Here is a 17,620-nt window from a genome sequence, read left to right on the forward strand (position 1 = left end):
CATGAGCGTGCGCGGGGCCGATTCGCTCGGCGGGCGGGCGGCCGTCGTCGGGATCGGGGCGACCGAGTTCTCCAAGGACTCCGGGCGCAGCGAGCTGAAGCTGGCGGTCGAGGCGGTCCACGCGGCACTCGACGACGCGGGGCTCGCGCCCTCGGACGTCGACGGCCTGGTGACGTTCACCATGGACACCAGCCCCGAGATATCCGTGGCGCAGGCGACCGGCATGGGCGAGCTGTCCTTCTTCTCGCGTGTCCACTACGGGGGCGGCGCGGCCTGCGCCACCGTGCAGCAGGCGGCGCTCGCGGTCGCCACCGGGGTCGCCGAAGTGGTGGTCTGCTACCGGGCGTTCAATGAGCGCTCGGGGCGTCGCTTCGGCTCCGGGGTGCAGCAGCGTGAGCCGTCGGCGGAGGGGGCGGCGCTCGGCTGGGCCCTGCCGTTCGGGCTGCTCACCCCCGCGTCCTGGGTGGCCATGGCGGCGCAGCGTTATCTGCACACGTACGGGCTGACGCCCGAGGTGTTCGGGCATGTCGCCGTCACCGACCGACGCTATGCAGCGACCAACCCGGCGGCCTACTTCCACGGCAAGCCGATCACCCTGGCCGATCATGCGGCGTCGCGGTGGATCGTCGAGCCGCTGCGGCTCCTCGACTGCTGCCAGGAGACCGACGGCGGACAGGCGATCGTCGTCACCACCGCGGAGCGGGCCAGGGACCTGCGGCAGCGGCCCGCCGTGATCGGCGCGGCGGCGCAGGGAGCCGGCCGTCGACAGGAGGCGATGACCAGTTTCTACCGGGACGGGATGACCGGGCTGCCCGAGATGGGGGTGGTCGCCCGGCAGCTGTGGCGGAGCTCCGGGCTCGGCCCCGCCGAGATCGACGTGGCGATCCTGTACGACCACTTCACGCCGTTCGTGCTGATGCAGCTGGAGGAGTTCGGGTTCTGTGGGCCGGGGGAGGGCGCCGACTTCGTGGCGGCGGACGCGGTGCCGCTCAACACGCACGGAGGGCAGCTGGGCGAGGCGTATCTGCACGGCATGAACGGCATAGCGGAGGGAGTGCGGCAGATCCGGGGCACATCGGTGAACCAGATACCGGGCGCGGCCCACGTCCTGGTGACGGCCGGCACGGGCGTCCCCACGTCGGGGCTGGTCCTGGGGAGGGAGGGCTGACACGACGTCGGGGCCGGAGGCCGGCCCCTGGGAGGGAGGGCTGACACGGCGTCTGGGCTCGCCCCTGGTGGAGGGACGCCTGACGCTCGCCCCGGTCACCGACCCCGCTCGCCCCGGTCACCGACCCCGGTCGCCCCGGTCACCGCGGGCCGGACGGCTGATCCTCCGCACGGACGGCCGACGCTGCGGGCTGAGCGGTGGCCGGGTGGTGCGGGGGGCCGTTCACTCGGGCCATGCGCCGCCTCAAGAGCAAGCAGCCCGCCGCCCGTTCCGCGACGAGTTCCGCGACGAGTCCCGCCACGACCTCCCTCACCACTTCCCGCACCACCTCCCTCGCCACGTTTCTCAGCGCCGGCCTCGCCGCCCTCCTCGCCCTCGTCACGCTGCTCTCCCCCACGGCGGTCGCGGCCCCGGCCGACGACGGGCCGGACGACGAACGCGTCGCGGTCGCGCCGCACTTCACCGGCGCCGCCTTCGACACCTGCAACACGCCGTCGCTGGCGGCGATGCGGGGCTGGCGGAGCTCGTCGTACCACGCGGTCGGCATCTACTACGGAGGCCGCGGCCGGCACTGCACGGCCCAGCCCAACCTGAACCGGAACTGGGTGAGCGAGGTGCACGAGATGGGGTGGCAGGTGCTGCCCGTCTTCGTGGGGTCGCAGGCGCCGTGCGTCTACGCCAAGAACAAGCAGGGAGTGCGGATCGGGAGCCGGCCGGCGGAGCAGGGCAGCTCCGAGGCGGGCCAGGCGGTGCGGGAGGCACAGGCCCTCGGCATCCTGTCCGGCAGCCCGCTCTTCCTCGACATGGAGGCGTACGACGTGGGCAACGCGGCGTGCGCCCGCACCACGCTCGACTTCGTGCGGGCCTGGAACCGGGAAGTGCGCGGACACGGCTACCTCCCCGGGTTCTACAGCAGCGCGGATTCCGGGGTGCGACAGATGGAGCAGGCGCGGCAGTCCGGGGTGGGCGACCTGCCGGCGGTGATCTGGTTCGCCCGCTGGCACACCGAGGCCGCCGTATACGAGGAGGAGTCGCTGCGCGAGGACGGCTGGCGCCGGTCGCGCATCCACCAGTACGCGGGTGACGTGACCGAGTCGCACGGCGGGTACCGGCTGGCCGTGGACCGCAACCAGGTCGACGCCCCGGTCGCCCGCATCGGCTGAAGCGGGCCCCCGCTCAGCCCCCCGGCCGCCCCCGGCCGGGGGGCTGAACCCTGAGGGCCGGGGTCGCGTCCTCCACCTTCAGGAGGTGCAGCCACCCCCACCCCTACAACCTGAGGCGGACACCGCTTCGGGACCTGGGGCCGATCCCGGGGGGCCTTCGCGCTCATAGCGTGGAGCCATGACAACGCCCGTCTGCACCACCGCCTCCCGGGCGGCGACGCCCTACCCCGCGTACGCGTCCTTCTCGTCGTACGTCCGCGCAAGGGGCCCCGTGCTGCTGCGCACCGCGCGCTCGCTGACCGCGAACGCGAGCGATGCCGAGGACCTGCTGCAGACGGCGCTGACCAAGACGTACGTCGCCTGGGACCGCATCGAGGACCACCGGGCGCTCGACGGCTATGTGCGCCGCGCGCTGCTCAACACCCGTACGTCGCAGTGGCGCAAGCGCAAGGTCGACGAGTTCGCCTGCGAGGAGCTGCCCGAGCCGGAGACCGTGCCCGGCCCGGACCCGGCCGACCAGCAGGTGCTGCACGACGCCATGTGGCGGGCGGTGATGAAGCTGCCCGACCGGCAGCGGGCCATGGTCGTCCTGCGGTACTACGAGGACCTGAGCGAGGCGCAGACCGCCGAGGTGCTGGGCGTGTCCGTGGGCACGGTGAAGAGCGCGGTGTCGCGCGCGCTCGGCAAGCTCCGTGAGGACCCGGAGCTCGAACCCATACGGTGACGCCCGGTGACGGCCGGTTCCCACGCGGCGTTCACCGCCGGAGTATCCGCAGGTAACTTCGCGGAACCCGGCCCGAAACTACTCCCGGGTAGTGACATACCGCGCGGTACGTGAGCAGAATTCGGCAGACCCTATCGCCACAGAGCGCACCGTAGCGCTCACCGGGAGGACGCCGTGCTGAGCACCATGCAGGACGTACCGCTGCTGATCTCGCGGATCCTGACCCACGGGTCGACGATTCACGGCACGTCCCAGGTCACCACCTGGACCGGCGAGGCCGAGCCGCACCGCCGCAGCTTCGCCGAGATCGGCGCACGGGCCGCCCAGCTGGCCCACGCCCTGCGCGAACTCGGCGTCGAGGACGGCCAGGCGACCGCCACCTTGATGTGGAACAACGCGGAGCACGTCGAGGCCTACTTCGCGATCCCCTCCATGGGCGCCGTGCTGCACACCCTCAATCTGCGGCTCCCCGCCGAGCAGTTGATCTGGATCGTCAACCACGCCGCCGACCGCGTGGTGATCGTCAACGGTTCGGTGCTGCCGCTGCTCGTCCCGCTCCTCCCCCATCTGCCGACCCTCGAACACCTCGTGGTCTCCGGGCCCGGCGACCGCTCGCTCCTCGCCGACATCGACGGCGCCGGCCCGGAGGTGCACGAGTACGAGGAGCTGCTCGCCGGGCGTCCCACGACGTACGACTGGCCCGAGCTGGACGAGCGCACCGCCGCCGCCATGTGCTACACCTCCGGGACCACCGGCGACCCCAAGGGCGTCGTCTACTCCCACCGTTCGATCTACCTGCACTCCATGCAGGTCAACATGTCGGAGTCGATGGGCCTCACCGACCAGGACACGACGCTGGTCGTGGTGCCGCAGTTCCATGTGAACGCCTGGGGCCTGCCGCACGCCACGTTCATGTCCGGGGTGAGCATGCTCATGCCCGACCGTTTCCTCCAGCCGGCCCCGCTCGCCGACATGATCGAGCGCGAGAAGCCGACGTACGCGGCGGCCGTCCCCACCATCTGGCAGGGCCTGATCGCCGAGGTCACCGCCCGCCCGCGCGACCTCAGCTCGATGCGGAACGTCACGATCGGCGGCTCGGCCTGCCCGCCCGCGCTGATGGAGGCGTACGACAAGATCGGTGTGCGGCTCTGTCACGCCTGGGGCATGACGGAGACCTCGCCGCTCGGCACCATGTCCAACCCGCCGGCCGGTCTCACCCCCGAGGAGGAGTGGCCGTACCGCATCACCCAGGGCCGCTTCCCCGCAGGCGTCGAGGCGCGGCTCACCGGGCCCGGCGGCGAGTTCCTGCCCTGGGACGGCGAGTCGGCGGGCGAGCTGGAGGTGCGCGGCCCCTGGATCGCGGGCGCGTACTTCGGCGGTGTGGGCGGCGAGGACTTCCGGCCGGCCGACAAGTTCAGCCCGGACGGCTGGCTGCGCACCGGTGACGTCGGCGTCATCAGCCCCGACGGCTACCTCCGCCTCACCGACCGCGCGAAGGACGTCATCAAGTCCGGCGGCGAGTGGATCTCCAGCCAGGAGCTGGAGAACGCGCTGATGGCGCACCCGGAGGTCGCCGAGGCGGCGGTCGTCGCGGTCCCGGACGCCAAGTGGGGCGAACGCCCGCTCGCCACCGTCGTGCTGAAGCCGGGCGCCACCGCCGACTACGCCGCGCTGAAGGAGTTCCTCGCCGGCAGGATCGCCAAGTGGCAGCTTCCGGAGCGCTGGGCGCTGGTGGAGTCGGTGCCGAAGACGAGCGTGGGCAAGTTCGACAAGAAGGTCATCCGCCGGCAGTACGCGGACGGGGAGCTGGACGTGACGGAGCTGGGCTAGCTCCGGGGCGGCCGGTCGGCCAGACCGGGACGGCGGCAGCGGTCAGCTGGGTCCGGGCGGCACGACCGCGGGCCGGCCCGGTCGGCGGCCGTACGGCCGGTGGCCGCTAGCCGTGCAGCCAGCGGCGCAACAGGCGGCTCGTGGTCGGCATGGCGACGTACGTCATGAGCACGCTGAACAGCACGGTGAACACGGCGGTCCGCGCCACCAGCGGCAGGCCGGTCAGATAGGGCCCGAGCACCGCGTTGCCCAGCAGGGAGATCGGGAAGATGGCGAGGCCCGAGCTGATCGCCATCTTCCAGCGGGGCGGCGCGGGCCGGGTCGCGCCCGGCTTGGCGAACCAGGTTTCCATGCCGGTCAGTTCGCGCCGGGCTATCTCGGTGTGGTGGTGGCCCGTGCAGTTGGAGAAGAACAGGGCCCGTTCCGCCGAGCTCTGCCAGCGTTCGAGCGCGGCCGCGTCGCGGAAGCGGTGGACGAGGAACCAGGGCGCCCCGGGGGTGGCCGGCCGGAAGAGACCGTGGCCGAGATGGCCGGGGAAGCGCCGTGCCGCGGCGAGGATGTCGCTCGCCCACTGCTCGAACGCCTCCGCGTACCCCTCCTCGACCTGGCGGGCGATGAGCAGGGTGACCTCGCCGTTGTCGGCGGGGACGGTGGTGTGTTCCTGACGCATGGCGGAGCGCGTGGGGGCCACGGGCCTCTCCTCGTGGTTCGTACGGTGTCGCGCGCCGCCGCCAGCCTACGCACACGGCCGCGCGACACCAGGCCCCGTCACCTCTCCGTAGGCCCCGTCACCTCTCCGTGCCCGCCGGAACGGGCTAGTTGGTGCCGATTTTCGCCAGAAGGTCCACGATGCGGCCCTGTACCTCGCCGCTGGTGGACCGTTCCGCCAGGAACAGGACCGTCTCGCCGGACGTGAGCTTGGGCAGCTCGGCCCGGTCGATGCCGGCCGAGGTGTAGACGACCAGCGGCGTGTGGTTCAACTGGCCGTTGGCGCGCAGCCAGTCGACGATTCCGGCCCGTCGGCGGCGCACCTGCATCAGGTCCATCACGACGAGGTTCGGGCGCATCTGGGCGGCGAGCGTGACCGCCTCGGAGTCGGTGGCGGCGCGCGCGACCTGCATGCCGCGCCGCTCCAGGGTCGCGGTGAGCGCGAGCGCGATCTCCTCGTGCTCCTCGATGAGCAGCACGCGCGAGGGGTGCTGCTCGCTGTCGCGCGGCGCGAGGGCCTTGAGCAGGACGGCCGGGTCGGCGCCGTACGCCGCCTCCCGCGTGGCCTGCCCGAGCCCCGCCGTGACCAGGACGGGGACCTCCGCCGCGACCGCCGCCTGACGCAGCGACTGGAGCGCGGTACGCGTGATGGGGCCGGTCAGCGGGTCGACGAACAGCGCGGCCGGGAACGCGGCGATCTGCGCGTCGACCTCCTCGCGGGAGTGCACGACGACGGGCCGGTAGCCGCGGTCGCTGAGCGCCTGCTGCGTGGAGACGTCGGGCGCGGGCCACACGAGCAGCCGGCGCGGGTTGTCGAGCGGCTCGGGGGGCAGCTCGTCGTCGACGGGCTGCGGCTGCGGCCGGTTGGCCACCTCGACCGCGCCGCCGGGACCGTCGAGTGGCTCGGGCCCCTCGGCGCCCTCGTCCGGTGCCCCGATGGCGTACGCGCGGCCCTGGCCCTCCGAGGGGGGTGAGGGCAGCACGGGCTGCGGGCGGGCCGGGGCGTCGGCCGGCCGCTCCACACCCTCAGGAGGTGTACCGAGCTTGCGGCGCCGGCCGCTGGGCTGCCCGGCCTGCGTGGGGTGCGCGGGGGCGGGTGCCTGGGCCTGGGCCTGGGCGGCCTGGGCCTGCGCGAAGGGGGTGCCCTGCCCGAGCGCGCGCACGCTGAACGCGCGGCCCTGGGTGTCCCCGGCAACGATCGGGATCCCTCCGGGCGGGGTCTCGGCGGGCAGCGGCTGCCGGGTGGGCCGCGGCGCCTGCCCCTGCGGCGGTACGGGACCGGCCGCACCCGTCACCGCGCGTGCCGCCCACTCGGGCTGCTCCGCCGGGTGCGGCTGGGGCGGGGTGTGCTCGTCCAGCGGGTCGCCGGGGGCGGGGTGCCCGGGGGCGGCGGTACGGGTGCGCGTGCGCCCACCCGCGGCCGGGCCGGCGGCGGGCGTCCGCTCCGCGGGCGAACTCCCGGCCATGACCGGGGAGCCTCCGGGGGTGGGACTTGTCCCCGCGGGGCCGACGGGGGTGGGGCCTGCGGGGGTGAGGCCGGTGGGGGCGGGGCCGGTGTGGGCGGGGCCCGTGGGTGCCGGGCCCATGGGTGCGGCACCCACGGGGTTCGCTGCGGCGGGGTTCGTCCCCGGGCCGGTCCCCGAGGCGGCCGGCCTGGAAGCCGGGTTCAGGGGGGCGCCGTCCGGGGTGGGGCCGGCCGGAGCGGGGCGGGCCGGAGCCTTGCCCATCGAAACAGGGCCCGTGGGCTGAGCGCCCATGGGTCGAGCACCCGTGGGCTGAGCACCCATGGGCTGAGCACCCATGGGTTGAGCGCCCATGGGTCGAGCGGTGCCAGTGGGCTCAACTCCCGTGGGCGTAACGCCTGTTGGGGCACCACCCGTGGGCGGGGCGCCCATAGGTCCGGCACTTGCAGGGTCAACACCCGTAGGTCCGGCGCCCGTAGGTCCGGCACCCATGGGCCCAGCGCCCACAGCCCCGGCACCCATGGGCCCAGCGCCCACAGCCCCGGCTTCCGCAGTGCCAACCGGCACAGAGCCAACGGCCGCGGGACCGGCTGCCGCAGGACCGGCTCCCATGGGGGTGCCCGACGGCGTGCGCGGCGCGGGGCCGACACCCGCGGCCCTCGGGTCAGCCCCCGCAGGGGCTCCGCCGGGGGAGACGGCCGCGGCGCCCGGTGTCCCGGCGCTCGCCCGGCCGGCAGCGTCCGTGTTCGTGCCGGGGCCCGAGCCCATGTGTCCCGCACCCATGGCGCGAGCACCTACAGGGCGGACGGAGTCGTGGTGTCCCGGCGCCGGGGCGTCGGCCGTGGTGAAGGCCGGCGGTGCCGGGTGCGGGGCGCGGTCGGCGTCGGCGGGCGGCAGCGCGAACGCGGTCCGCACCGAGCCGGCCTCCTGACCCTGGGCGGAGCCGGTCGCACCGGCCGGAGCGGAACCCAGGGCGCGCCTGGCCCGTCGCCCGGTCGGCTCGCCCGCCCCTTCGCCGGAACCGGAACCGGAACCAGAAGCGGGATGGGAGGACGGAGCGGACGCGGAGGAGGGGGCGGAAGAGGAGCCCCCAGCTCCCTGTCCCGTAGCTCCCTGTCCCCCAGTCCCCTGCCCCAATGCCGTCGGCCCCTCCGCTCCTCCCGGCGCGGGCAGCGCGCGGCGGGCGCGGCGGCCGGTGGCCTCCGTCGGCACGCCCTGCGGCGGCACGGTCTCGCCGAGCGCGGCCCGGCCCATGCCGGAGGACTCGCGGGCGCTCTCCGCGCCGGTGACGACGGACCCCTCGGAGGCCTGTCCGCCCCCGCCGCCCTGGGGCAGAGCGAGTGCGGCCGCCTGCTCGGCGGGGCTGGGCCGGCCGCGGCGCCGTCCCGAACCGGAGGCGGCGCCCACCGCGGGCGCGTCGGCGCCGGGCACGCTCCCCGGAGCGCCGCCGTTTTCGCCGTCGCCGATGTGCTGCTGGGCCGGGATCCGGGCTCGGTCACCGTCCGGGCCGCCGTCGCCCTCCCCGGCGCCCGAGCCCGAACCGGAGCCCGGACCGGACTCGGCGCGCGCCCGGCGGCGCCCGGTCGGCGACTTCTCCTCGGTGACCGGGCTCTCCAGGAACGCGTCCATGGAGGCGCGCCGGCCGCGCCTGCGCCCACCGCCGTCCTGCTGCGCGGGCAGCAGTGCCTCGTCGGGCCGCGGGGCCACGGGAGCCTCGACCGTGCCCGCGCCGGCGCCGAGCGGCACCTCGAGCACGTACGCGGAGCCGCTCATGCCCGGCACGTCGACGGTCTGCAGGACGCCGCCGTGCGCCTTCACGATGCCGCGCACGATGGGCGCGTGGACCGGGTCGCCGCCCGCGTAGGGGCCGCGCACCTCGATGCGGACGACCTCGCCGCGCACGGCGGCCGCGACGACGACGGTGGAGTCCATGTAGCCGCCGAGGGCGACCGGTGCCTTGCCGGTGGCGTCGACTCCGGCCACGTCCGCGATGAGGTGGGCGAGGGCGGTGGAGAGCCGCGGGGCGTCGACCTCGGCCTCGATCGGCGGGGTGTGCACGGCGAACTGGGCGCGTCCGGGCCCGATGAGTTCGACGGCGCCGTCGACACCGGCGCCGACGACCGAATCGACCGGCACCTTGGTCTTCTTGAGCTCCTCGCCGCCCGCATCGAGCCGCTGGTAGCCGAGGACGTTGTCGACGAGCGTGGTGATGCGGGAGTAGCCGGCGGCGAGGTGGTGCAGGACCTGGTTGGCCTCGGGCCACAACTGGCCCGCGTCGTCGGCGGCGAGGGCCGCGAGCTCCTGGCGCAGCTCGTCGATGGGCCCGCGCAGCGAACCGCCGAGCACGGACAGGAGCTGCTGGTGCCGGGCGGCGAGCGCGTCGTACCGCTTGGTCTCGCGCTCCAGGACCTCGGCGTGCTTGGCGGCCTGCTCCTCGTAGGGGCGGCGGTCGGTGAAGGTCATGACGGCGCCGACGAGCAGATCGCCGTCGCGCACCGGCGCGGTCGTCAGGTCGACCGGCACCTTGGCGCCGGACTTCGTCCAGATGACCTGCCCGCGCACCCGGTGCTTGCGCCCGGACTTGAGGGTGTCGGCGAGCGGGCTGCCCTCGTACGGGAACGGTTCGCCGTCCTCGCGGGAGTGCAGCACCAGCGGGTGGAGTTCCTGGCCGCCGAGGTCGCTGGCGCGGTAGCCGAGGATCTGCGCGGCCGCCGGGTTGACGAGCACGACCCGCCCGTCGGTGTCGGTGCCGACGACGCCCTCGGCCGCCGCGCGCAGGATCATCTCGGTCTGGCGCTGCGAACGGGCCAGCTCCGCCTCGGTGTCGACGGTGCCCGAAAGGTCGCGTACGACCAGCATGAGGAGTTCGTCGCCGGAGTAGGAGCCGGGGCCGCCGCCGCTTCCGTACGAGGCGTACGCGTCCCGCCCGTCCTCCAGGTTGGCGCTGGTCACCTCGACCGGGAACTCGGTGCCGTCGGTGCGGCGCGCGACCATCCGGGTGGGCTTGGTGCGGCCCTGGTCGTCCTCGCTCTCGGGCCGGCGCATGGAGCCGGGGATGAGCCGCGAGTCGAACGAGGGCAGCAGATCGAGAACTCCCCGCCCCACCAGCCCCGTACCGGGCGCCTCCAGCATTTCCAGCGCGACGGTGTTGGCGTTGACGACCGTGCCGTTGCAGTTGACGAGGAGGAGCCCGTCCGGAAGGGCGTCAAGTATGGCTGCGAGGCGAGCAGCGCCTCGGGATGGCCTGCTGCTCACGACGACGCTTCCTCCCTGAACCACTGCACCTTGCGGCCTGTCACTGGAAGGGAGTCTAAAGGCTGACGATGTGCGAGCGACGGCGGATGAGGGGGAGCTCTCACCAAGGTTGTGTGACTACGGCGTACGCGGGGCGGGCGCCGGGAGCCGTACGGGGTGTCCTACCTGGCGCTCGGCAGCACGGGCAGCATCTTGTCCCACCGCGAGATCTCGCACCCATTGGAACGGTTGTACGTCGCGTCGACGGGCCGCCCGGCCCAGGTTCCGGTGATGTGGGCGGTGGCGGGGCCCCCGTAGACGAACGTGCACATCTGGCCCTGGGGCACCGGCGCGAAGGTGTCCTTTCCCCAGGTCGTGACGGAGTCCAGCTTGTCGCAGGCCTGCTGGGCCCGCGGATGTGTGCCGCCCGCCGGGTGGCATTCGAGGGTGTACGTCCCCTCCGTGCCCGGGTTGTCCGTGATGGTGACGGTGAGCCGGTCCTCGGTCTGCCCGCCGCCGAGCAGCGGCAGCGGAACGGGCAGGGGGCCGGCGGAAGCGGCGGGAGCGGCGGCCAGCGCGGCGAGCGAGGCGGCGGCGGTGACGACGAGGCGGCGCAGCATGGGTCTCGTATCTCCAGGCGTGTGGACGGACTTGCGACGGGCGGGCGGCTTCCGGGGCCCGGGGGCGCGGGACCGTCCGCCGCCCGGGTTCCGGGGGCCGGCCCTCCCTTGCCCCGGGGGGTCTCCCGTGGACTAACGCGCGTCAACGCCGTGCGTTGCGCCGCGCGACGAACGCCTTTGCTCTGGCGCCCATCCGCCTAGTACCGTGGGGTGCGATTGGTGACGGCCCGCAAGGCTGTGTCATCATCTGCACGCACCACTCGCGCGAGCGACGGTGTGCTGGAGGCGTCGCCTAGTCCGGTCTATGGCGCCGCACTGCTAATGCGGTTTGGGTCTTAAAGCCCATCGAGGGTTCAAATCCCTCCGCCTCCGCCAGCACGACCCGAAGCCCCGGCCCCACAGGCCGGGGCTTCGGCCGTTCCCGGACACACGCGCCGCCCCCCGCCCGTCCCGAACAAGCCCCCGACGGGCCCCAGGCCATCTCCGGCCGCCCCCGCAACCCACCCGCAAAAGCTCACGCAGAGGCATTTCCGCAGGTCAGGGGCGGTGGGGGGAATGGATTTCGCGTCACGGCGCAGGTCATGTAATGTTGTTCTCGCAACGCCGACGGGGCAGAAAAAACCCCGGAAGCACAAGCACTCGTAGCTTAACGGATAGAGCATCTGACTACGGATCAGAAGGTTGCAGGTTCGAATCCTGCCGAGTGCACACAGGTGAGAGGCCCGGACGAGAGTCCGGGCCTCTTGCGTTTCCTGGGCGTACAGCAGCGAAGTACAGCAACCGCGCCGACTGCTGCGGGCCGCGAGATGGCGTCAGCCAGTGGCAGTCCCCCTCATGCCGTCGGACAGCTTGTCGCGGTCGCGGTACGCACTTCCTCACCGCTCGCCTCCCGTTGCGCTCGTTCTCCCACGGCCGGGCGACGACGCCGGTCAGGGCGCCCGGAGTGCCCATGGTCAGCTCATCGGGGATGCCGGTCTAGGGCACGGTCAGGTTGAGGATCTCGGCGTTGCCGTCCATGACGAAGATGACGTCGACTGTCATCGGCGGGGCACCGGTGTTCCGGGAGGTGGCGATCTCACCGGTCGGCCGGGTCGCGATCTTCAGGGCCGGGGGCTGGGCCACCTCCACGACTCGCCCTTCTTTGTCACGGCATCCCGCAGCAGGTGCACCACAACAGGGGCCCCAGGACTCAGGCGAGCTTCGATACCTCCACCTCCCCGTCGGCCGAGCCTGGCCATAGTCTTCGAGTCGGGCATCGACGCCACCGGGGCCCAGGTTCCCGGTGAACACCCCGAGCATGTCCTTCACGACGTCCCACGGCAGGTTCAACGAGGCGCTGAATCCGCGAAGCGGCCGAGACGCTACGCGAATGCCGCTCAAGGCGATGTCTCCGGCGGGGGTGCTCAGGCTCCGGGAGGGAAGAGGTGCGTAGGGGGGTGCCCGACGGTGGGGTACCCATGGGAGTTGGGGCGAATGGCGGGGAGTCAGTTGACCCATGGCCGGCGGCAGCTGCAGTCCAAAGCGGCCTGCCTGACCGCGAGCTACCCAGGAAATATGCCGTCCTGCATAGCGCCAAAGTCGAGCGCGGGGTTGGGAGAAGCTTTGGGAAGGTTCGGATGACAACTGCTCATCCAGGTCCTGCTCACGGACGTCGAAAATAGCATCGTGGCGGACGCGCCGACGGCCCCCGACCGTTCATCCTGGCCAGGAGCCGTTCCGTAAGGTGGCGGGTAGGAGATTCAAACCCGCGGTGCTCGATCTGAGTTGAACGTGCCTAAACCCTCTACTTGATGAGATCGGAAAGATACGTCTCGGTGAAGTCGCGAGTTCGGCCGAAGTCGCGGTTAATCTCTTGTCCGCCAGCGAGTTCGACTAGGGACTTCGCGCACCGCTGGAGAGCCGCGAGGTAAAGAGCGTCATCCCACAGGAATGAATTGAACTCTTTGCAGCTTGCCTCGGCCTTCTTCGCGACCCCTTCCACTTTGTCTGGAACGGTTGAGCCGGCGAAGATTGTGCGAACTCCCGCAAGGAGGTGGTAGCGGGCAGGCTTCAGCTCGCGCTCGATTGCGCCACTTCTGAAGAAATGGTCCAACTTGCAAAACGCATATGCGGCCGAATAGTAGTACGCCTCATGGTGGGAGTCGGAGAAGACGTCGCTTCCGACGCGATTCCGGAGGTCTCCGTAGTACCGGGCAGCGGTGTGAGGGATTCTTAGGTATAGGGACGCGAAGGACTGCATTAGGTTGCGGAGGGAAATTACCCTCCAGGTTCCCTGAACCTGGGCTGACCCTGACCACTGGCGAGAGCGGCGCTCGTAGTAAACTCGTTTACCGGGCTCAGTCTCGAATGAATTGAAATAGGCTTCAATTCTCTTTTGGAGCTCAGACAGGGCGAACAGGTTCTCCTTGGTGACCTGCCCCTGCTTGTTCGTTGCCTTTGTGATGCTCTTAGCGACGTCATCATCGAGCGTTACAATCAGCCGGAAGGGAACATAGACGCCGTCAAGATTGCCGCGTTCGGAATGGAGAATGTGGCTGGTCTGGCATCCGTTGACGACCTGGAAGTCAATCAACGTGAGCCGATTTCCGGTAGATCGGAGATCGTGTGCTACGACCGTCACGCCGTTGTTGAGAACGCAGAACCTGCTTCGATCGCCAGAGGCTAGAGTTTGCCTAATGTCCCCATTTACATCTGTTTCTCCTTGGAAGTCGCGGACATTGTCAAAGAAGAGAGTCTTACGGATCTCCCCCTCGTCGTCCGTTACTAGCTTAATGAACTCGCTCCCAGGGAGTACGCCGAGGTACGCTTCACGGACACCTTCCACCTCAGGCAACGTGGTCCGGTTGTCGAACTGAATTTGTACCTCTAGTGCCGAATCGATAGCCCTCCAGTTCCTTTGGACCTCCCCCGCTCCCCAGACATGGAAGTCTACCCGAGAGAACAAGTTGGACCCGGTCAGTCTCTTGCGGGTATCTGCGATCTTCTTGGTGATTGGTCCGCGTGAATTCCAGGATCCGGTGGTGACATAGTAGAGGCGGCAGACGGGATTCTCGCGAAAACGGCTAGACTCCTGCAGAAGTCGATGCAGCATCTCCTGTTGACGTTTCAGGTTCGGATGGGGTGGTTCATCCTCCACCAGTAGGGAAATTGCCGCATCGGAGAATACGCTGACGTCTCCAAGGTCGAAGCTTGGAGAGGTTTTAACCTGTGTGGCAATGATTGATGCTTCAATTGCTCCTGTCCCGGACAGTGCGTCTTCAAGGTCACCGAGATTCGACACAAGCTCGTTGTTTACGGAAAGCGCAAAGCCGTCAATCCCGAGCGTCCCGTCATCTCCGCAGGAATAGTCCTCGACGCTGAATTGATGGTCGTGATGCCTTGACAGGATGATAAAGTTCGCGAAGCGTTCGAAGGCGACGTACTCCTTAAGGTTTCCAACTCCTGCACCCTTGGCCCAGTTCTCCATCAGGCTACGAGTCACCCGGTCCATGCTGCCCCTCCATTTCGGTGATCGCCCCAACCGATGCGGCGAGGAGAATCTTATACATCGATTGTCCTGCCGCGTTGAAGTTTTGTGTATTTCATTAGGTGATGTGCAGGTACCCGCAGGCACGGCTAGCTGAAGGGCGCTGGCGGCAGTTGTAGGCAGTCGTTGCCTCTCCGGTCCTCTCTGCGCGGCGTCCAGCCTCGGCGGCCGGTGGCCGCGGCTCACGGCCACGCGGAGCGTGTCCCTCAAAACCGATGGAAGGCCTTGCGCTAGGAGGCGGAGCTCTTCCTCCTCGACGTCCTCGTCGGCGAGGACGCCCACGCTGTGGTCCAGGAGCTCCCGTACCGGCGTCGAGTCGGGTGGCCTCGGCAGTGTCGGCCAGGGGATAGGGGGCCCGCTGATTGGAAGACGGCGTCGGCGCGGGCGCCGGAGATCAGGAGTGCCGCCTCGATGATGCGGCCGGTGATGTCGGGCGATATGCGGGTGACCTTCAGGACGAGAGCCGGGCTGATCTGAAGCGAGTCACTTCCGCTGGTGTCGGGAGGCGGGTGCTTCTCGTTCTCGCACCTCAACCAGGGCAGGTGGGGCTTGTCCAGCGGCGCTTCCACTGGCATGACCCCAGACGACGCGCTGGGTACGTCCGCCGACGCCAGGTTGCGAGGGGTTCGGACGCGAGCCAGGCTGCATGGCAACTCTCCGCCGTGACTCAGACTGAGGTATTCGGTCAGCGGACTGACTGTTGGTACCCGCAGCAACGTGGCCAGATGTCCGCACGCCCTCAGCTTGGTGGTGCGGATGCTGAGGCAGAGCCGCGTTCTTCGGTGTGCGGCCGCCGCCGATGTACGTGATTCTGCGAAGAGGGTGATGCACGAAGTGCCCTTGCCGTGGACTTTTTCCATCGGCCCTTCGGCTTGGAGCAGTGCGAGCGCGTTCCGTAGCGTCGATGTGCTGACCGTGTAGCGGGCGACGAGCTGCGCTTCCGAGGGGTGGCGTTCGCCGGCATTGACGTGGCCGGTCGAGATCTGGGCCCTGAGGGCGTGGGCGATGACGTGACGGCGAGGAGCCACGGCGCTGGCCACCCACCCTCTGCATCCGGAGGGCGATGAGTCGGCTGCGGGCGGGCAACGTCAGTAGTCGCCCGACTCGAAGCGGCTTCGCTTGGCCCCGCCGGGCAGGTTGAACAGGTCGGCGACGCGGCACGGGTGACCGATCTGGATTACGTCGCCGTGCTGGACTGTGGCAGCAGGTGAGTTCGATCGACGCGGCGGTGGCGCCGCCGGGCACCCAAGTGCTCATTGGTTACCGCCTGTCGGTGAAGGCGTGCGATGGCATGAGCAGATACGGGTCTTGAAGATCACCAGGGCTTCCGTGGGTGCCACGGCAGGACTCGCGTGCTCACACTCGTGGTGGCGGGCGACGCGGCATGTGCTGCAGCGGTACGGGGCGGAGGAACGGCTAATAGGTACTCGCGTACGGTGGGGCGTCTGGCGCGCCCTCCGCTGCCGCCCAGCGGCCGATGCAAGCATGGCCGTGTCTTCCATTGCGCGCGTCGCCCGTTCCTCGGCAGCCGTCACGTACGGGCGGATGAGTGCCGTCTCCTCTCCGGCCAGGATGTCCCAGTTGCGCGCGTCGAGCCGTTGGGCCGCTCGGCCGACGTGATTCGCCGTTGGGCGGGCTGGAGTCGCGGCGTCGGCTCTTCGTTCTCCGGTGCTGTGCTCTGGTGTGGCTGAGACACGCCGCGGATACGGTTGAACATGCTGATCACCTCCTCAGGGCTCATGGTCGTGCTCCCGGGTGGTGTCTATCGTCGCGGGCGCTCTGTCGTTGACTCCGGCCCGGACGTTGCGGGCGTCCGAGCTGCTGTCGACGAGTCCGAATACGTCGGCCATCGCCAGCGCTGCGAGGAGCTCTTGCCCTTGCTCGGGAGCGAGGGGGCGCGGCACGTGCGCCTCCACACGGATCCAGTCTTCGATGCGCATCACGACGGATGAGATGCCCAGGACGGTGGGACGTATGGCCAAACGGTCGGCACGACTCTTGCGGGATAGCGCGAGATTGGGGGGCAGTGGTCGAGATTTGCCAGATGCGTGAGCAGCCGGCGTACTCCACACCGCTGACGTGCTACGACAGTGCATCGCCGGCCAGGAGTCGGTCTGATCGTCGCGTTCTGGGTGGCCGCGGACTTCATCCTGGGTGTGGCCTACCTGATCTACCGGTTCACGAGCAGGGAGCCGCGCGCGCGGTGACTCGGGTGGTTGTCAGTGGGGCCCGGTAGCTTCGGGGGTGTGGGTCGGGTGTGGTGGTGTTCCGGGGTTCGCTGGGGGGCGGGCGGGGTTCGGCTGGGGTGGGGGGAGGGGCGGGAGAGTGCGCTCGGGTACGGCCAGGGGATCGCGTTCCGGGTCGTGGGGGCGCGGCGGTGTGTGGGGGCCCGGGGCAATGTCTGTCCGGTGGCCGCGACGGTGCCGGGGCGCAGTACGCAGGCGCGGTGCGGGGAGTGTGCGCGGCTCGACCGGGCGCATTCCGTGGCCGCCGACACCTTCCTCGACGATCCGCGTACTTATCGGGTCTACCTCGCCTGGTTCGGCGCCGGGATGGTCAAGGTGGGGATCACCGCCGAGGAGCGGGGCCCGGCCCGGCTGCTCGAACAGGGGGCGGTGGCCTTCGGCTGGCTCGGGCGCGGGCCGTTGATGGCGGCCCGGCGCTGCGAGGAGCTGCTCAGGGCCGCGCTCGGGGTGCCCGACCGGATCGCGTACGCCGAGAAGCGGGCGGTACGGGCCGGGCTTCCCGGGGTGGCCGAGCGCGCGGCCGAGGTGGCCGCGCTGCACGCGCGGGCCGTCGCCCTGCCCGGCTGGCCCGAGTCGCTGGAGCGGATCGACTGCGAAGTCGTCGACCACGCGGAGGCGTTCGGGCTCGCCGGGCTCGCGCCCGCTTCCGGTGTCGTCGTGGAGTTGGTCGACGGCGGTGTCGTCGGCGGCCGGCTCGTCGCGGCCGCGGGGCCCGATCTGCATCTGGACGTGGCCGCCACCGGGATCGTCGTGCTCGACACCCGGCTCATGAGGGGGTGGGGGCTGACGGCGGCCGGCAGTGATGGGGAGCGCGGCGGCTCGGACCCCGCCGTCTCCGTCGCCGTCACCGTTCCCGTGCGCCAGGTGCCCCGGCCCGGCGGGGTCCAGGACCAGCTGTTCTGAATCCCGGGGGCCGACGCCTCGGGGTTCCTCGGAGT

The 17,620-nt window shown here is 70.8% G+C and carries 12 protein-coding genes and 2 tRNA genes; 7 read left to right on the plus strand and 7 right to left on the minus strand.

Annotated elements, in window-relative coordinates; translation table 11 throughout:
- Position 1 precedes the first annotated feature (1 nt).
- The 4 genes from OOJ98_RS30795 to OOJ98_RS30810 all read left to right on the plus strand — a co-directional run bounded on the left by OOJ98_RS30795 (position 2) and on the right by OOJ98_RS30810 (position 4,885).
- A complete protein-coding gene (locus OOJ98_RS30795; RefSeq protein WP_267058410.1) occupies positions 2 to 1,168 on the plus strand; it encodes a lipid-transfer protein in 1,167 nt (388 codons plus the stop codon).
- 233 nt (positions 1,169 to 1,401) lie between these two features.
- Complete coding sequence (locus OOJ98_RS30800) at positions 1,402 to 2,331, plus strand: DUF1906 domain-containing protein (protein ID WP_267058411.1); 930 nt, start codon at positions 1,402 to 1,404, stop codon at positions 2,329 to 2,331.
- Positions 2,332 to 2,509: 178 nt separating this feature from the next.
- A complete protein-coding gene (locus tag OOJ98_RS30805; protein ID WP_267058412.1) occupies positions 2,510 to 3,055 on the plus strand; it encodes a SigE family RNA polymerase sigma factor in 546 nt (181 codons plus the stop codon).
- A gap of 174 nt (positions 3,056 to 3,229) precedes the next feature.
- On the plus strand, positions 3,230 to 4,885 hold the full coding sequence (locus OOJ98_RS30810; protein ID WP_267058413.1) for a long-chain fatty acid--CoA ligase: 1,656 nt from the start codon (positions 3,230 to 3,232) through the stop codon (positions 4,883 to 4,885).
- 106 nt (positions 4,886 to 4,991) lie between these two features.
- On the opposite strand, the gene OOJ98_RS30815 is transcribed toward OOJ98_RS30810, so the two are convergent.
- From OOJ98_RS30815 to OOJ98_RS30825, 3 genes are all read right to left on the minus strand, one after another.
- Positions 4,992 to 5,576 (minus strand): antibiotic biosynthesis monooxygenase, encoded by a 585-nt coding sequence (locus OOJ98_RS30815; protein WP_267058414.1) that lies wholly within the window; start codon positions 5,574 to 5,576, stop codon positions 4,992 to 4,994.
- Positions 5,577 to 5,700: 124 nt separating this feature from the next.
- Complete coding sequence (locus OOJ98_RS30820; protein WP_267058415.1) at positions 5,701 to 10,311, minus strand: PAS domain-containing protein; 4,611 nt, start codon at positions 10,309 to 10,311, stop codon at positions 5,701 to 5,703.
- A gap of 161 nt (positions 10,312 to 10,472) precedes the next feature.
- Complete coding sequence (locus tag OOJ98_RS30825; protein ID WP_267058416.1) at positions 10,473 to 10,910, minus strand: SSI family serine proteinase inhibitor; 438 nt, start codon at positions 10,908 to 10,910, stop codon at positions 10,473 to 10,475.
- Between the two features lie 281 nt (positions 10,911 to 11,191).
- On the opposite strand from OOJ98_RS30825, the gene OOJ98_RS30830 reads away from it, so the two are divergent.
- A tRNA-Ser gene (locus OOJ98_RS30830) sits at positions 11,192 to 11,285 on the plus strand.
- A 260-nt stretch (positions 11,286 to 11,545) separates the two neighbouring features.
- Positions 11,546 to 11,618: transfer RNA gene (locus tag OOJ98_RS30835), tRNA-Arg, on the plus strand.
- A 267-nt stretch (positions 11,619 to 11,885) separates the two neighbouring features.
- On the opposite strand, the gene OOJ98_RS30840 is transcribed toward OOJ98_RS30835, so the two are convergent.
- The 4 genes from OOJ98_RS30840 to OOJ98_RS30860 all read right to left on the minus strand — a co-directional run bounded on the left by OOJ98_RS30840 (position 11,886) and on the right by OOJ98_RS30860 (position 16,376).
- The gene (locus OOJ98_RS30840) at positions 11,886 to 12,038 is read right to left on the minus strand and encodes a hypothetical protein (RefSeq protein WP_267058417.1); all 153 of its coding nucleotides are present in this window, start codon (positions 12,036 to 12,038) and stop codon (positions 11,886 to 11,888) included.
- A 655-nt stretch (positions 12,039 to 12,693) separates the two neighbouring features.
- Positions 12,694 to 14,718: an AIPR family protein gene (locus OOJ98_RS30845; RefSeq protein WP_267058419.1), complete on the minus strand. Its 2,025-nt coding sequence runs from the start codon at positions 14,716 to 14,718 to the stop codon at positions 12,694 to 12,696.
- Positions 14,667 to 15,476 (minus strand): GntR family transcriptional regulator, encoded by an 810-nt coding sequence (locus tag OOJ98_RS30850; protein WP_323177952.1) that lies wholly within the window; start codon positions 15,474 to 15,476, stop codon positions 14,667 to 14,669. Before OOJ98_RS30850 ends, OOJ98_RS30845 begins: the two co-directional genes overlap by 52 nt.
- 690 nt (positions 15,477 to 16,166) lie before the next feature.
- Positions 16,167 to 16,376: a hypothetical protein gene (locus OOJ98_RS30860; protein WP_267058421.1), complete on the minus strand. Its 210-nt coding sequence runs from the start codon at positions 16,374 to 16,376 to the stop codon at positions 16,167 to 16,169.
- Positions 16,377 to 16,682: 306 nt separating this feature from the next.
- Between OOJ98_RS30860 and OOJ98_RS30865 the strand changes: the two genes are divergently transcribed.
- Positions 16,683 to 17,585 (plus strand): DUF2797 domain-containing protein, encoded by a 903-nt coding sequence (locus OOJ98_RS30865; protein WP_267058422.1) that lies wholly within the window; start codon positions 16,683 to 16,685, stop codon positions 17,583 to 17,585.
- Positions 17,586 to 17,620: the final 35 nt, after the last annotated feature.

Origin of the sequence: Streptomyces sp. NBC_00083 (assembly GCF_026343295.1) — a bacterium.
Lineage (GTDB): Bacteria > Actinomycetota > Actinomycetes > Streptomycetales > Streptomycetaceae > Streptomyces.

Bases quoted from the DNA above. Each gene is read 5' to 3' on its own strand.
- OOJ98_RS30800 (WP_267058411.1), top strand. From the start codon at position 1,402: ATGCGCCGCCTCAAGAGCAAGCAGCCCGCCGCCCGTTCCGCGACGAGT.
- OOJ98_RS30860 (WP_267058421.1), bottom strand. From the start codon at position 16,376: ATGCGCATCGAAGACTGGATCCGTGTGGAGGCGCACGTGCCGCGCCCC.
- OOJ98_RS30795 (WP_267058410.1), top strand. From the start codon at position 2: ATGAGCGTGCGCGGGGCCGATTCGCTCGGCGGGCGGGCGGCCGTCGTC.
- OOJ98_RS30825 (WP_267058416.1), bottom strand. From the start codon at position 10,910: ATGCTGCGCCGCCTCGTCGTCACCGCCGCCGCCTCGCTCGCCGCGCTG.
- OOJ98_RS30805 (WP_267058412.1), top strand. From the start codon at position 2,510: ATGACAACGCCCGTCTGCACCACCGCCTCCCGGGCGGCGACGCCCTAC.